Below are 15,323 nucleotides of genomic sequence, written 5' to 3' on the forward strand. Positions count from 1 at the left end.
CGGTCCGCCGACGCCACCCGGCCCGGCGACAACACCCCCCGGATCATGCGTGCTACAGGGGCAGTCAGTCATACCGGGCCGAGCGACCGAGCAGTCCCCGGCTGGGGACGATCAAAAAGGTAACGGGTCGGCTGTCAGGCCGGTGGCGCCCCGGTGGGGCCGGCCGGGTCGCCGGTGACATCGACGTCGTGTCGCGCCGCGACGCAGGGGGCGACGGTCTTCATGGCGGCCGGTCGTACCGACGCGATTTCCCGGGTCGCCTCGTCATGGCCGAGGAACGGCGCCATGGTGAAGTAAGTCAGTACCGGCATGAGGCGGGGAAGTTCATCAACACGCCCAGATGCGACATAGCGGTGGATGGTGGCGTAGACGCCGCCGACGACCGACCCGACGAGATCGTCGGGTCGGTCCAGGTCCACGTGCGGGGGTGCGCTCACGAAGAACTGGTCGAAGCGGCGCAGGAGTTGGTCGCGTTCGTGCCGGGCGGCGGGTCCGACGGCGTCTATCTCGACGATCGCCATGGACGCGAAGGCCGGCACGCTCGCGAGTACGTCGAGCAGCACGTTCAGTGCCGCCGGCACCCCGGTCCGCCAGTCCGGCGCGGCCCGGTATCCCCGCTCCATCAGTTCCAACAGCACCCCGGTGCCGTGGCGGTAGGTGGCCAGGAAGGCGTCCTCCTTGCCCGCGAACAGGGCGTAGAAGGCCGGTCTGGTCACGCCGGCGGCGGTGCAGATGTCGCTGACCCGGGCGTTGACGTACCCCTTCTGGGCGACGGTGTGCACGAGCCCGTCGAACAGCCGGTCCCGCTGGGTGGCGGCGACCACCTCGGGAGGCAACCGGCTCGGCCCGCGTTTGATTGCTCTGGCCGGGTCGCGACCCGGTCGCGCGCCGGGTAGGGGGCCGAGCCCCAGGTCAGAGGTTGGGGAAGTGGTTGCTGACATTGATCACCTTCGTTGACTTCTTGACGTTAAGACCCTTCGAGGTTTATAACATCGATGAGTTTGTTTCCGTGTCATTTCATGGCGATCGGGGGCGGAGGAGGGCAGGTAATCCCCAGTATCGCCGCCGCGATCCCGCTCCCGGCACGGTCGATCAGTCAGCTGATGCGACCCGGTCGGTCGCGTGAATTGTCGGCATCGAGTGCGCGACCTCGTCGTGCCGTTGATGCGCGCACTCATTTCGTGGCGGCCCTGTCGAATGGGCGCCAACAATTTCATGGGGCGCGCCGAATTCTGCCGTTGCCGTGCTGGCGGTATCGACGCGGGTTCTGTGAACTCGTCCCCCATTCAGCTCCACTCTGTCCCGGGTCGTGCGGAGTAATTCCGTGCGCCTTTCAGCTAAACGCGTTCACTGGCCATCGTGGTGTACGGCCGGGCGGTCTGTCGTGGCATCCATCTATTCCGTGGGCGACCGCGCCGCAGAACAGAAGGAAACCTGTTCGAGATGAACTGTGCGCTCGGGGTGAACGTCAACTCGAGGCGAACGTCAACTCGAGGTGGCTCTCCTCACGGTGAACCCCGCCCCACGGTGAACCCCGCCCACGGTGAACCCCGCTCAAGCAGAGGTGACAGGCGACAAAGGGAGGCAAGGATGATGCTCAGGTACCGGTATCTCGCCGTCGCGACGCTCGCGGCACTGGCCGGCACGCTGCCGATGGCGGGCGCCGTGTCGGCGGCCGACCCCGTACCGGCGGCGGACGGCCCCGCCGTGCTCACCAACGGCGCCGGCGGAGCCGACCTGGCGGTCGGCGACGTCATCAGCGCCGCGCTGAAGGCCGGCACGACGGTCAACTTCTTCTCGTCGGCCAGTGGCTCGACCGGTGTCCGGTGTGCCGTGTCGACGTTCAGCGCCACCGTGGACTCCAACCCGGTGGCGCCCGGAACGGCGGAGGAGACGTTGACCGCCCAGAACTTCAGCAGTTGTACCAGCAACATCTTCGGTACGACCGGCGTCCGCGGTGTGACGGTCAACAACCTCCCGTTCCACACCACGGTGGACAGCGCGACGAAGTCCGTCACGGTCACCGGCTCCGCGGCCGGACCGATCCGGACCACCGCCGTGCTGAACACGATCCTCGGCACGGTCACCTGCGTATACGAGGCTGACGGCAACACGCTGACCGGGACCGCGGCCAACGACGACAACTCGATCACCTTCACCGGCCAGAAGTTCAACAAGGTGTCCGGACCGGCCACCTGCTTCGGCAACGGCTACTTCAGCGCGACGTACTCACCCGTCCAGAACTCCAGCGCGCCGGACACCCCGGGCGTCTACGTCAACTAGGTCCCTCGCGGCCCGGGCCGCCGGCCGCCGTGGTCGGCGGCCCGGTTGCTGGGGGAGTCCGGAGCCCCATGCAGCTGGGGCGCTTCGTGCCGCTGGCTGCTTCGTGCCGCTGGCCGCACCGCGTCCGCGGCTGTCGCGCCCCGCTCAGCCGTGCGCGGCCGGGTCCGCCACGTGGCCGACGAAGACCGGCAATCCGGTCGGGCGGTGCACCACGGCGAACGCGAACGGCCGGTCGGCCCTCACGACCAGCTCCGGCGGTACCCGCGCCGACGTGGGCATCATCGAGATGCCGGTCGCGGCGGCGGCCTCCGTACCGCGCTCGTCGACCGTGACGGTCGCGCGGTGCACCGCCTGGTCGATGTACAGCTGCGCGCCGCTGATGCCGGAGAAGTCGGCCGTGCCCGGGTCGAACGCCCGCCGCACGCCGAGGCGCACGAGCGGGTCGTCCAGGTCGATGTTGGTGCCGAAGTCCCAGCGGGGGAGCGCCACGCTGACGTACGCCGGCCGCAGCGCGGCGCCGACGGCCGCCATCGAGGCCGGTGCCAGCAGGTCGGCCGGGCCCGGCGGAGCGCCCGCTCCGGCCGGCTCCCCGGGCGCGGGCCCGGTGGGGACCATGACCCACATGGCCAGGTCGCTGTGCGCGTACGGCAGCTCGACAGTCTGCCAGCCGGCTCCGGAGGCGTACCGCAGGTCGGCGGCCAGGTGCATGGTCGGCACCTGGCCGACGTGGCCGTCGGCGCGGGTGAACGGGGCCGGCACGGTCGCGGACCGGTCGAACTCGTGCTCCCAGTCGGCCCGCAGGTAGACCGTGTTCGCCAGGACGGCAGCGGCGTCCGGGTCGAGACGGTCGAACAGCGTGGGGATCCGTCCGGCGGTCTGCGCCCGTACCCACTCGTTGATCGTCCGGATGGTGCGCGGCGAGTGGAAGTCCACCGGGTACACCCCGGCGCCGTACTGCGCGGCGAGCGTACGCAGGAAGGGTTTCTCGATCCGTAGCTGCTGTGCGGTGAAGATCGCGTTGTTGACGAGCAGCGTGGCGGGCCTTGCCGCGCCGGGGGCCGCGGCGGAGGAGCCGGAGGTGGCGGAGCCGGCCAACCGGCGGGTGGCGGCGTTGAACGCCTCGTCGGTACCCACCGGCGGGAAGCCGAACACGCCGTCGATCTCCGTGCCGGTCTCGCCCCGGGCGCCGGCCCGTACCATGGCGAACGCGTACCCGATGCTGACCGGCGAGACCACCCAGTTCTCCGGCGGTGCGGCGGTGACCTGGCTGAACCGGTACCCGAAGGCCGTGATACCGCGGGCGAGGGCGTCGACGGGCGCGTCCGGCGCCGCGGCGGCCCGCTGGACCCCGTCGCTGCTCAACCTGGTCACCGCCGCAGCGGGCGCGGCCGATGCCGGTACGACCGTCACGGCGGCGCTGACGACGATGCCGATGATTCTGGGCCATAGCTGACGGTTCCTGGCTGCCATGCTCGCCTCCGTGGTCGGTATCGATAGTCTCGGACGCCCGTACCGGCCCCGGCGGTTCCCCAATGTCGTGCGGCGCCCCGGTGCGCCGGCTAGCCTGCCTCCTTGTGAGTGGTAGCCGTCTGGCGACGGCCGTGGCGAGCGTGTTGATGGCGGCTCCCATGGTTGCGTCGCACCCGGATACGGGCACCACCCCGGTGGTGCGCCCGACGCCGGGCGCCAGCCGCCCGGCGTTCGTGCCGTGCCCCAGCCCGCCGGTCAAGCGGTCACCCCGGCCCAGCCCGCCGCCGCGCGATCCGGCGTGGGCGGTGATCGGCGGCGTGGGCCTGGCAACCGCGGGTCTCGCGGTGCCACCGAACGCGCCGGCGCTGCCCACCAACGTCAGCGCCACCTCGTGGGTGGTCGCCGACCTCGACAGCGGGGCCGTCCTCGGCGCCTGCGGCCCGCACGAGCTGAGCCCCCCGGCCAGCGTGCAGAAGTTGCTGCTGGTGGCCGCCGTCATGCCGAAGCTGGACCCGGCCCAGGTCGTCGAGGTCACGCAGTCCGACCTGGACTTCGAACCGGGAAGCTCGGCCATGGGGCTGCTGCTCGGCGGCCACTACCCGGTCGAGACGCTCTGGCTGGGGCTGATGCTCAACTCCGGCAACGACGCGGCCAACGTGCTCGCCCGGCTGGGCGGCGGCAGCGCCGGCCTGGTCGGTGGTCTCCAGGCGATGAACGACACCGCCCGCCAGCTCGGTGCGCTCGACACCCACGCCGCCACGTCGTCCGGCCTGGACGGACCGGGCCAGTTCACCAGCGCGTACGACATGGCGCTGATCGCCCGCGCGGACTTCGCCCGCGCCGACTTCCGGCGGTACGCCACGACCCAGGTCGCCACCGTGCCCGCGCAACCACCACAGGACCCCAAGGGCTTCCAGATCGGCAACGACAACCAGCTGTTGTACCAGTACCCCGGCGCGCTCGGCGGCAAGGTGGGCTTCACCGACCTGGCCCGGCACACCTACGTCGGCGCCGCCGAGCGCAACGGGCGGCGGCTGGTGGTGACGCTGCTCGGCGCGGAGGTCGAGCCGGTACGCGGCTGGCAGCAGGGTGCCGCCCTGCTCGACTGGGGCTTCGCGGTACCGGCCGGAGCGTCGGTGGGCCGGTTGGTCGAGCCGGGGGAAGCCGACCGCATGGCCGCGACGATGGCCTCGCGGTCGGCGAGTCCGCGGCCGATGGCGGGCCTACCCCTCACCCAGCGTCAGGAGCTGCGGTACTGGTCGCCGACGGTGGTGGGTGCCGCGGCTGCGGCCGTCGCCGCCGCGGGTCCGGTGGCGCTGCTGGTCGTGATCGGGGTACGGCGGCGGACACGGGGACCCGCCCGCTGACCGTCGCGGTCGCCCCGTCAGGGTGTGGGCCGGTCCCGATGGTCGTCGGCCCCGGCGGCCCGGCGCCGGCCGGAGCGGTTCGGTCGGGGCCGGGCGGTACGGGGCGTTCCGGGCCGCTCCGGTCGAGTGGTTCCGGGCTGGTCCGCGCCGGTGGTCCGCCAGTGGCCGGGGCGGTCGAGCCCCGGGGGGAGCGTGGTGGCGGCGTCCCCGTTGGCCGCGTTGAGCTGGGACTGGGTCAGGAAGATGCTGCCGCTGAGGTCGGCGCCGCTGAGATCCGCGCCGCGGAAGTCCGCCCCGATCAGGTCGGCCGACCTCAGATCGGCGTTCCTGAGGTCGGCCCCGATCAGGTACGCCCCGCGGAGATTGGCCCCCCGCAGATCGGCGCCGCTGAGTGTGGCTCCGATCAGGTCGGCTCCCCGGTGGTTCTTCCGGCGGCCGGGGACCCGGGACCGCACCAGCTCGCTGGCCCGCACCAGGAGCGGGTTGACCTCCGCACGGAGGGCCGCCACGTCCAGTCCCGCGAGCGTCTCGGCGCCGCCCCGGGTAAGGCGGTCGATATCGTCGCGCGCGCGGCGGAGGTCCTCGTGGACCGGTCGGGCCGGCGGCAGGGTCAACGCCTCGGTCACGTACCAGAGCAGCTCATGGAGCTGCCGCATGATCGGGAAGACCGCGAACATCTGCCGTGCGGTCCGCGGGTCCTCCCGCCAGTCCCGGCCGGCGAACGTGCTGCGGGAGACCTTCTGCCCCGCGCCGAAACAGTCGAAGACGGTGCAGCCGGGAAAACCCTCCTGGCGCAGGCGAGCGTGGATGCCGCAGCGGAAGTCCGGCTGGAGGTTGGCGCACGGCTGCCCCGCGTCCTTGTCGACCGCGAAGTCGGCCGAGGCGGCGAAGGGCAGCGCGACGCAGCAGAGGCCGAAGCAGTTCGCGCAGTCGGCTTGCAGGTCGGGACGTCCTCCGGCGGTGGGTGGGGCCTGGTGGTTCCGGGACAACGTGCTGATCTCCTGCCGCAGGACGAGCACCGCTGCCTGCCGCCGTGCTCTGGTACGTGCCCATTGTCCCCGATACCCGTCACCAGCGGCGGCCGGCTGTTGCGATCGAATCCCCCGGCTACGGCCACTCGACCGCCCGGCCGGGCCCGCGCCGCGTGAGCCGGCCGGCCCGCGTGCCGACGTCCGGCCCGCGTGCCGACGTCCGGCCCGCGTGCCGACGTCCGGCCCGCGTGCCGACGTCCGGATCACCGGTGGCGGTCAGTCACCGGCGGCCGACCAGGCGGACCAGCGCTCCACGTCGATCGCGACCACCGGCCCGGCCGGTGGCTTCTCCCGGTACTGCGGGTAGCGCAGCGCCAGCAGCGCGATGGCGTCACGGCCCTCGGGGGAGCCGGCGTCGAGTACCCGGCCCGTCCCGTCCGCTCGCACCCACCACAGCGCGCTCCAGTCGTCGGAGTAGTGGTCCACGAGGACGGCCACGCGGGGGTTGGCCCTGATGTTGGCGAGCCGGCGCAGCGACGTGGAACGCTTGGGCTTCGCGTCGACGGCGCTGTACACGGTCGCACCCGTACCGGTGCCGCTGTCCGCGACTGCTCCCTCGGTGCGGCGCTCGCCGGCGAGGGCGAAGACCATCGGTACGAGATGCGGGCGGCCCTCGGCGTCCGCGGTGGCGAGCCGGGCGACCCGGGCCGCCGCGAACCGCCGGCGCGCCTCCTCGTCGGTCATCCGCCGGTGAACTGGACGATCGCGTCCTCCCATGCCTCGAGCGCCTGGAACACCGGACCGGCCGGGCCGGACGGCAACCAGTGCAGCGCCCGCCGCACCCCGGCCCGCTCGAAGCGCTCGAGGACGGCGGGGTCGGGCGGTGCGGACAGAATCTGTACCTCGACGTGCCGGTCCGCCCGCGAGCGCAGCTCATTGATGCGGTCGAGGAGCGTGTCGTCGCCGCGCCAGTTGGGCATCCACGCGTCGCCGAAGGCGAGTACCCGGTCGAGCACGGTCGGCCCGTCGCCGCCGACGAGGACCGGCGGGTGCGGGCGCTGGGCGGGCTTGGGGTACGACCAGATCCGCTCGAAGTTGACGTACTCGCCGGAGTAGCTGGCCTCTTCCTGCGTCCAGATCGCCTTCATCGCCTCGACCCGTTCGCGCATGATCGCCATCCGCTTGCGCGGGTCGGTGCCGTGGTTGCGCATCTCCTCGCGGTTCCAGCCGGCGCCCACACCGAACTCGAAGCGCCCGCCGGACAGGTGGTCGATGCTGGCGACCTCCTTGGCGCAGGTGATCGGGTCGCGCTCGATGACCAGGCAGATGCCGCTGCCCACGCGCAGCTTCGTGGTCGCCGCCGCGGCGGCGGTCAGCGCCACGAACAGGTCGTAGCAGTGCCAGTACTTCCGCGGCAGTTCGGTGCCGGGCGGCCCCTCGGGCCAGGGGCTCTCCCGGCTGGCCGGAATGTGGGTGTGCTCGGCGAACAGCAGCGCGTCCTGCCCGTGGTCTTCGAGTGCGGAGGCCAGAGCGCCGGGGTTCATGCCGTCGTGTGTCGGGAAATATCCGATCCCGAAGTCCATTCGTCGAGTCTAGAAGCCACCGGCCCGGCCTGCTCGGCGAGCGCGCGGGGGCGCCGGGGGCGCCGGGGGCGCCGGGAGTGACGGGAGCGCGCGGGAGCGCCGGAAGCGCCGGGAGCGCGCGGCCGGTCTGAGCGCGGACCTCCCGTGATCGTGGGCATGTGACGACCTGTCCGCGCCGCCAACTGTCCAAGATCGGCGAGTTTAGGGGCTGTACCCCGTGGAAGGGCCCTGTCATGTCGGCGCATCTCGCGCGCCGCGCCCTTGCCGAACTGATCGGGACCGCGCTGCTGGTGTTCTTCGGAGCGGGTTCGGTGGTCGCGGCCATCATCGCCGGAGACGGCAGGCTCGACTACGCCGGGCTGGGCGTGATCGGCCTGGCCTTCGGGCTGGTCATCGCGGTCGTCGTGGACGGATTCGGCACGACCTCCGGTGCCCACGTCAACCCTGCCGTGAGTATCGCGCTGGCGGCCGTCCGGCGGTTCCCCTGGCGGGACGTGCCGGCGTACCTGGTGGCGCAGTTCGCCGGCGGGATACTGGGCGCCCTGCTCATCGTCGCGGTGTTCGGCCGCCGCTCGACCGAGATCGGCGGCGTGGGGCTGACCGCCCTGAACCCCACCGCCGGGTACCTCAGGGGGGTGGTGGCGGAGGCGGTGGCCACCTTCCTGCTGCTACTGGCGATCATGGCGCTCGCGATCGACCGCCGGGCCCCGCGCGGCCCCGCCGGCCTGCTCATCGGACTGTCGGTGAGCGTAGCGATCTTCGTCATCGGCCCGGTGACCGGCGGTTCCCTCAACCCGGCCCGTACGTTCGGCCCGTACGTGGCGAACGCCGTGTTCGGCGGGTTCACCCCGTGGCGGCAGTTCTGGGTCTACGTGGTCGGCCCGGTGGTCGGGGCCGTCCTCGCGGTGTTCAGCTACGTGGCGGTGGCCCGGCCGGTCCGTGAGGTGCCCCCGGAGGTGCCGCAGGGCGCCGAGGGCGAGATCGAGGGGCGCCGGGTGCCGGTCGTCGACCAGGCCGACCGCTCCAGCCCGCTGGACGGGGACCGGACGCCCGACCGTAACGACCGGTCGGCGGAGCACCCGCGCGGCAACGACGAGGGAAGGTGAGCGATCATGCCGGGAACCGCCGCCATATCGGGCAACAAGGCCGTCACGTACCTGGGGCCGGGGCGGGTGGAGGTCCAGAGCACGGAGTACCCGCGGTTCGAGCTTCGTGAGGGCCCCGGGGTCAACCCGGTGAACGTGGGCCGCAAGACCCCGCACGGCGCCATCATCAAGAGCATCGCGACCAACATCTGCGGCAGCGACCAGCACATGGTCCGCGGCCGCACCACCGCGCCGCCGGGGCTGGTGCTGGGCCACGAGATCACCGGTGAGGTGGTGGAGACGGGCCGGGACGTCGAGTTCATCAAGGTGGGGGACCTGTGCTCGGTACCGTTCAACATCTCGTGCGGGCGCTGCCGCAACTGCAAGGCGGGCAAGACCCACATCTGCCTGAACGTCAACCCCGACCGGCCCGGCTCCGCCTACGGCTACGTCGACATGGGCGGGTGGACCGGCGGCCAGGCCGAGTACGTCATGGTGCCCTACGCGGACTGGAACCTGCTGCCGTTCCCCGACAGGGAGCAGGCGATGGAGAAGATCCTCGACCTGGCCATGCTGTCGGACATCTTCCCCACCGGCTACCACGGCTGTGTCACCGCCGGCGTGACCACCGGTTCCACGGTGTACGTCGCCGGTGCCGGACCGGTCGGGCTGGCCGCCGCCACGTCGGCGTTCCTGCTCGGCGCGGCCGTCGTCATCGTCGGTGACCTCAACGAGCAGCGGTTGGCGCAGGCCCGCAGCTTCGGCTGCGAGACCATCGACGTGTCCACGGGCGATCCCGCGGACCAGATCGCGCAGATCCTGGGCGTACCGGAGGTCGACTGTGCCGTCGACGCGGTCGGCTTCGAGGCGCACGGGCACGGCCGGCAGGCGGCGACCGAGCAGCCCGCGACCGTGCTCAACTCGCTGATGGACGTCACCGCGGCCGGGGGAGCGATCGGGATCCCGGGGCTCTACGTGACCGGTGACCGGGGCGCGACCGACGAGGCGGCGCGTGCGGGCTCGCTGTCGCTGCGCTTCGGTCTGGGCTGGGCCAGGGCGCTGGCGTTCTTCACCGGACAGTGCCCGGTGATGCGGTACAACCGCCAGCTCATGATGGCGATCCTGCACGACCGGGTGTCGATCGCGAAGAACGTGAACGCCACCCCGATCCCGCTCGACCAGGCACCGCAGGGGTACCGCGAGTTCGACCAGGGCGCGGCGCGCAAGTACGTCCTCGACCCGCACGGGATGCTCGGCAGGACCGGCTGAGCGGGAGCCGGTCAGACCCGGGCGATCGGATCCGGGCCGGCGGCGACCAGGTCGAGCGCCAGGGCCGCCGCGCCGAGCAGCCCGGCGGACGAGCCGAGGGTGCTCGGGTACACCCGGACCCGGCGGACGAACTCCATTCCGGCGAGGTCGGCGACGGCCGCCCGCAGCGGCGTGAACAGGAGGTCGCCGGCCGCGGCGATGCCTCCGCCGATGACGACCTCGTCGAGGTCGACCAGCGCGGACGCCGACACGATGCCGGCGGCCACGGCCCGGGCCGACCGGTCGAACGCCCGCAGCGCGACCGGGTCGCCGGCACGGGCGCTGGCGGCCAGGGCCCGGCCGTCGGCGACGTCCCCAGCCGGTACCCAGCCCTGTTCGACCGCCCAGCGGGCGATGTTCGGGCCGCTGGCCAGCACCTCGACGCAGCCGCGCGAGCCGCACGGGCAGGCCGGACCGTCGAGGTCGACGATCACGTGCCCGATGTGCCCGGCGTTGCCGGTCGGGCCGGCCAGGACCTTCCCGTCGAGCACGATGCCGCCGCCGACCCCGGTCGAGACGACCATGCCGAGCAGGGACCGGCAGCGGTGGCCGCCGAAGCGGTACTCGCCCAGCCCCATGCAGTGCCCGTCCCCGGCGAGCGCCGCCGGGCGGTCCGGCAGCAGGTCGGCCAGGGCCGCCAGGATGCCGAAGCCGCGCCACGCCGGGATGTTGACCGGGCTCACGGTGCCGCCGGCCGGGTCGACCGGCCCGGCGCTGCCCAGGCCCAGCGCGACCACCGTGTCGGCGGGTACCGCGGCCAGCGCCTGCTCGACGGCCGAGCGCAGCGCACCGGTCACCACGTCGGGGTCGCGGCTGGCCGGCGTCGCCACCTGTACCTGGTTGCTGATCGTGCCGTCGGCGTCGACCAGTGCGGCGGCCAGCTTGGTGCCGCCGACGTCGACAGCGAGTACGGTGCTCACCCTGGCGATCTCCCGAGGTCGTTGACGCAGCGTAGGACCGGCCGGCTGGTCAGCGCGGCGGGGTCCAGTGGCTGTCGGGTCCGTACCGTGAAGGTGACCGACTCGCCGGGCAGCAGGGTAACCAGCGCGTCGTCGACCTCCGCGGCCGGGTCGAGCCGGTCGGGGAAGAGGGCCAGGTCCCGCAGCACCGTGCCGGCGGTGACGGTGACCCGCAGGCCGTCCGGCACGGTGACCACCTCGGCGCGGTACTCGGCCGGCGGGTAGGCGATCTCGTTGTCCTCGGCGAAGAACCACCAGGCCCGCAGGTCGCCGGCCTCGACGCGGAGCAGCTCGGCCGCCGGTTCGCCGGGCGTGGCGACCTCCGCGGGCAGCGCGCATGTCAGTGCCGACCGGGCGGGTACCCGCAGGTCGACCGGGTACGTGGCGCGCGGGGTGCCGTCGAGTGTGTACCGGGTGACGACCGCCTGTCCGGTCCACTCGGTGGCGGCGTCGTTGACCGCGACCAGGGCCAGGGCGTCGTCGCGCGGCTGGATGGTGAGCAGCCGGTCGGCGTACCGCTGGCGCAGGGCGTACCACAGCGGCTTGCGCCGGCCGTCCGCGTCGACGGCCGACCACGACGTCGCCGGCCACGAGTCGTTGAGCTGCCACACGATGGTGCCCATGCACACCGGCCGGTGCGAGCGGTGGTGCTCGACCGCGAGGCTGACCGCCCGGGCCTGGTTGACCTGGGTCAGGTAGTGCCAGTCGTCGAAGTCCCGCGGCGCGGGCAGGTGCGCATCCAGGCCCCGCCGCAGCTTGGCGTCGCCGTCTTCGGCCTTCTGGTGGTGGAGCATGCCGGGGGAGGTGGGGGTGAGCGGGTCGTCGGACAGCCAGCGGCGCAGCGTCGCGTAGGCCGGTGGCGCCTGGAACCCGAACTCGGCGGCGAAGCGCGGCACGTAGTCGCGGTAGTGCGGGTAGTCGATCCGGTTCCACACCTCCCACTCGTGGCTGGTGCCGTGCGCCGGGTCGTTGGGGTGCACCTCGGGCCGGCCCGACCACGGGCTGCCCGGCCAGTACGGCCGGGTCGGGTCCAGCCGGGCCACGATCTCGGGCAGCAGGTCGAGGTAGTACCCGGCGCCCCAGGTCCGGTCGCCGAGTGTGTCCTGCCACCCCCAGTCGTGCCAGCCCCAGATGTTCTCGTTGTTGCCGGTCCACAGCACCAGGCTGGGGTGGGCGGCCAGCCGGACCACGTTGTCGGCGGCCTCGGCCGCCACCTCCGCGCGCAGCGGCTCCTCCTCCGGGTACGCCGCGCAGGCGAACAGGAAGTCCTGGCCGACCATCAGCCCCAGCTCGTCGGCGGCGTCGTAGAAGTCGTCGGACTCGTAGACGCCGCCGCCCCACACCCGCAGGTAGTTGGCGCCGGTCTCGGCGGCCTGGGTCAACCGGGTCTCGTACCGGGCCCGGTCGACCCGGCTGACCAGCGAGTCGTCCGGGATCCAGTTGAACCCGCGGACGAACACCGGCACGTCGTTGACGACCAGGGTGAACGGGGTGCCGTGCGCGTCGGGGGTGGTGTCCAGCCGGACCGAGCGGAACCCGACGCGCCGCTGCCAGCGGTCGAGCGGCTGGCCGTCGGCCGTCGCGAGCGTCACCTCCAGCGGGTACCGCGGCTGGTCGCCGTAGCCGCGCGGCCACCACCGGGCCGGGTCGGCGACGGTCAGTTCCAGCGTCGCCGTGTGCGCCCCGGGCGCCAGGTCGGCGGCCGCGCGTACCCCGGCGACGGTCGCCGCCACGGTGAGCGGCACCGAGGCGGACTCCTCGGTGGCCCGCTCGACCTCGACGTCGACCCGGACCCGCCCGGTGCCCGACTCGACGGTCACCAGCGGGCGTACCCGCGCCAGCCGGGCGGTCGACCAGGACTCCAGCGCCACCGGGCGCCAGATGCCGGCGGTCACCACGGTCGGGCCCCAGTCCCAGCCGAAGTTGCAGGCCATCTTGCGGATGAACTGGTACGGCTGCGGATAGGCGCCGGGCCGGTCGCCGAGCCGCTCGCGCAGCCGCTCGGCGTACGTGTACGCCGACGCGAACGCCACCCGCAGCGTGTTGGTGCCCGGGCGCAGCGCGTGGCGCAGGTCGAAGCGGTACGACCGGTGCATGTTCTCGGTGCGCCCGACCTCGACGCCGTTGAGTGACACGGTCGCGACGGTGTCCAGCCCGGCGCAGGCGAGGTCGGTCCGGTCGCTCCCACCGGGAGAGTGCGCGAAGGTCGTCTCGTACGTCCAGTCGGTCCGGCCGATCCAGCCCAGCCACGCCTCGTTGTCGTCGACGTACGGGTCCGCGATGACCCCGGCGGCCATGAGGTCGGTGTGGACGCAGCCGGGTACGGCGGCGGGGACGGGGTGCGGTACCCGCGACCCGGAACCGGCGCGCACGGACCATCCGTCGTGGAGCGGGCGGACCGACCTCAATTCTTCACGGCTCCTTCCATGATCCCCCGTACGATCTGCCTACCACCGAGGACCAGCACGACCAGCAGCGGGGCGGTCGCGATCAGGGCACCGGACAGCACCCGCCGGTAGATGACGTAGTTTCCGCTGGCCAGGTCGGACAGCGCCACCATCGAGGTGGGGTAGTCGGTGCCCTGCAACTGGATCAGCGGCCACTGGAAGTCGTTCCAGGTCGCCACGAACGTGAGCAGGCCGAGGACGGCCAGGGCGGGGCGGATCGCGGGCAGCACCACACTGCGGTAGATCCGCATCGTCGTCGCGCCGTCCATCCGGGCCGCCTCGATCAGCTCGTCGGGTACCGCGCCGAGGATGAACTGTCGCATGTAGAACACACCGAACGCGCTGACCAGGATCGGTGCGATGACGGCCAGCAGGGTGCCGTTGATGCCGAGTTTGCCGGTCAGGATGTACAGCGCGACGATGCCGAGCTGGTTGGGGATGGTCAGGGTGAGCACCACGAAGATCATCAGTGCGTCGCGGCCGGCGAAGCGGAGCTTGGCGAAGGCGAACCCGGCCAGCGAGCAGAAGAACAGCTGCGCCGCGGTCGCGACGACCGCGACGATCACGCTGTTGACCAGCGAGGCGGAGAAGAAGACGTCCTGGGCGGAGAACACCTCGCGCACGTTGTCGCCGAACCGGCCGCCCGGCAGCACCTGGGGCGGCGTCTTCGACACGGCGGACTCGTCGCCGGTCGCGATGATGGCCATCCAGTAGATCGGGAACGCCGAGAACGCCAGGACCAGCAGCAGGGCCAGGTACGTCCAGCGGCTGCCGGGCGTGTCCTGCGGCGCGCGGGCGAGCACGCGGCCCCGCGGCCGGTCCGTCGTACGTGGGCGGCTCACTTGTTCCCCCCTCCGAGCCGGTTGGTGAGCAGCGCGTTGACGGCCGAGACCACCAGGATGATCGCGAACAGCGCCCAGGACATCGCGGCGGCGTACCCGAGGTTGAGGTCCTTCCAGCCGACCTTGTAGATGAGCTGGGCGACGGTCTGCCACTGGCCGCCGGAGCCGCCGGTCGCGATCTGGGCGTTGTAGTCGAACAGCATGGGCTCGGTGAACAGTTGCAGGCCGCCGATCGTGGACAGCACCACCGTGAAGATCACCACCGGTCGGATCATCGGGACGGTGATCCGCCAGAGCTGGCGCCACGGGCTGGCGCCGTCGAGGGCGGCCGCCTCGTACACGTCCCGCGGCACGGTCTGCATCGCCGCCAGGTACAGCAGCGCGTTGTAGCCGATCCACTTCCAGTTGACCATCGTGGCGATGGCGATCCAGGACGCGGTCTTGGTCGCGTGCCAGTCGACCGGGTGGCCGGTGCTGCTCAGCCCGAGCAGCGACAGCACCCAGTTGGCGACGCCGTGGTCGCGCTCGAAGACCACCTTGAACACCAGCGTCGACGCGACGATCGGCGTCACGTACGGCAGCAGCACGCCGACCCGCAGCCAGCTCTGCGCCCGCAGCCTGCGGTTGAGCAGCGACGCGATGACCAGCGCCAGCAGCAGCTGCGGCACGGTGGACAGCACGAAGATGCCGAACGTGTTGTACAGCGCGTTCCAGAAGCTGTCGTCGTGCAGCAGCCGGCTGAAGTTGGCGCCGCCGGCCCAGCCGTCGCGGGTGGGGTCGTCCAGCCGCCAGGTGCGGAACGCGACGACCCCGTTGAACAGCAGCGGAAACAGGCCGAAGGCGAAGAAGAGCAGGAAGAACGGCGCGATCAGCAGGTACGGCATGGCCCGCGTGTCGAGCCGGAAGAGCCGGTCCCGCCAGCTCAGCCGGGGCGGACGGGGTGGGCGGACCGGAGCGCTGTCCGGCCGCGTCGGTACCGGTGGCGCGCTTCCCATGGCGGTCAACTCG

Annotated in this window: 13 protein-coding genes; 4 read left to right on the top strand and 9 right to left on the bottom strand. The window is 72.3% G+C overall.

Translation table 11 applies throughout. From position 1 onward, the window contains the following. Positions 1-134: 134 nt before the first annotated feature. Complete coding sequence (locus ACNTMW_RS12965; RefSeq protein WP_426633746.1) at positions 135-836, bottom strand: TetR/AcrR family transcriptional regulator; 702 nt, start codon at positions 834-836, stop codon at positions 135-137. 754 nt (positions 837-1,590) lie between these two features. Here ACNTMW_RS12965 and ACNTMW_RS12970 point away from each other — a divergent pair. Next, positions 1,591-2,283, top strand: coding sequence for a Tat pathway signal sequence domain protein (locus ACNTMW_RS12970; protein ID WP_426633747.1), 693 nt, complete (start codon positions 1,591-1,593; stop codon positions 2,281-2,283). Positions 2,284-2,427: 144 nt separating this feature from the next. On the opposite strand, the gene ACNTMW_RS12975 is transcribed toward ACNTMW_RS12970, so the two are convergent. Next, a complete protein-coding gene (locus ACNTMW_RS12975) occupies positions 2,428-3,753 on the bottom strand; it encodes a serpin family protein (RefSeq protein WP_426633748.1) in 1,326 nt (441 codons plus the stop codon). 158 nt (positions 3,754-3,911) lie between these two features. Here ACNTMW_RS12975 and ACNTMW_RS12980 point away from each other — a divergent pair, with 158 nt between their 5' ends. After that, the gene (locus ACNTMW_RS12980) at positions 3,912-5,120 is read left to right on the top strand and encodes a D-alanyl-D-alanine carboxypeptidase family protein (protein WP_426633749.1); all 1,209 of its coding nucleotides are present in this window, start codon (positions 3,912-3,914) and stop codon (positions 5,118-5,120) included. Positions 5,121-5,137: 17 nt separating this feature from the next. Here the strand turns inward: ACNTMW_RS12980 and ACNTMW_RS12985 are convergent, their stop codons facing one another. The 3 genes from ACNTMW_RS12985 to ACNTMW_RS12995 form a co-directional block, all read right to left on the bottom strand. Next, positions 5,138-6,130 carry a pentapeptide repeat-containing protein gene (locus ACNTMW_RS12985; RefSeq protein WP_426633997.1) on the bottom strand — a complete coding sequence of 331 codons (993 nt, stop codon included), beginning with the start codon at positions 6,128-6,130 and terminating at the stop codon, positions 5,138-5,140. A gap of 237 nt (positions 6,131-6,367) precedes the next feature. After that, positions 6,368-6,835 (bottom strand): TIGR03668 family PPOX class F420-dependent oxidoreductase, encoded by a 468-nt coding sequence (locus tag ACNTMW_RS12990; protein WP_426633750.1) that lies wholly within the window; start codon positions 6,833-6,835, stop codon positions 6,368-6,370. Then, a complete protein-coding gene (locus tag ACNTMW_RS12995) occupies positions 6,832-7,674 on the bottom strand; it encodes an LLM class F420-dependent oxidoreductase (protein ID WP_426633751.1) in 843 nt (280 codons plus the stop codon). Before ACNTMW_RS12995 ends, ACNTMW_RS12990 begins: the two co-directional genes overlap by 4 nt. Positions 7,675-7,907: 233 nt before the next feature. On the opposite strand from ACNTMW_RS12995, the gene ACNTMW_RS13000 reads away from it, so the two are divergent. Both ACNTMW_RS13000 and fdhA read left to right on the top strand, forming a co-directional pair. Further along, positions 7,908-8,780, top strand: coding sequence for an MIP/aquaporin family protein (locus ACNTMW_RS13000; RefSeq protein ID WP_426633752.1), 873 nt, complete (start codon positions 7,908-7,910; stop codon positions 8,778-8,780). A gap of 6 nt (positions 8,781-8,786) precedes the next feature. Then, positions 8,787-10,028, top strand: a complete 1,242-nt coding sequence (gene fdhA / locus ACNTMW_RS13005) for a formaldehyde dehydrogenase, glutathione-independent (RefSeq protein ID WP_426633753.1) — start codon at positions 8,787-8,789, stop codon at positions 10,026-10,028. 11 nt (positions 10,029-10,039) lie between these two features. Here fdhA and ACNTMW_RS13010 read toward each other — a convergent pair whose 3' ends face one another. Genes ACNTMW_RS13010 through ACNTMW_RS13025 form a run of 4 tightly spaced genes read right to left on the bottom strand, consistent with a single transcriptional unit; the run spans position 10,040 to position 15,310 of the window. Beyond that, complete coding sequence (locus ACNTMW_RS13010; RefSeq protein ID WP_426633754.1) at positions 10,040-10,987, bottom strand: ROK family protein; 948 nt, start codon at positions 10,985-10,987, stop codon at positions 10,040-10,042. After that, positions 10,984-13,398 (bottom strand): glycoside hydrolase family 2 protein, encoded by a 2,415-nt coding sequence (locus ACNTMW_RS13015; protein WP_426633755.1) that lies wholly within the window; start codon positions 13,396-13,398, stop codon positions 10,984-10,986. Before ACNTMW_RS13015 ends, ACNTMW_RS13010 begins: the two co-directional genes overlap by 4 nt. A 32-nt stretch (positions 13,399-13,430) precedes the next feature. Further along, positions 13,431-14,315 (bottom strand): carbohydrate ABC transporter permease, encoded by an 885-nt coding sequence (locus ACNTMW_RS13020; protein ID WP_426633756.1) that lies wholly within the window; start codon positions 14,313-14,315, stop codon positions 13,431-13,433. Further along, positions 14,312-15,310, bottom strand: coding sequence for a carbohydrate ABC transporter permease (locus ACNTMW_RS13025; RefSeq protein WP_426633998.1), 999 nt, complete (start codon positions 15,308-15,310; stop codon positions 14,312-14,314). The genes ACNTMW_RS13020 and ACNTMW_RS13025 overlap by 4 nt, the downstream gene beginning before the upstream one ends. Positions 15,311-15,323 lie beyond the last annotated feature (13 nt).

Source organism: Planosporangium spinosum (assembly GCF_049999945.1).
Lineage (GTDB): Bacteria > Actinomycetota > Actinomycetes > Mycobacteriales > Micromonosporaceae > Planosporangium > Planosporangium spinosum.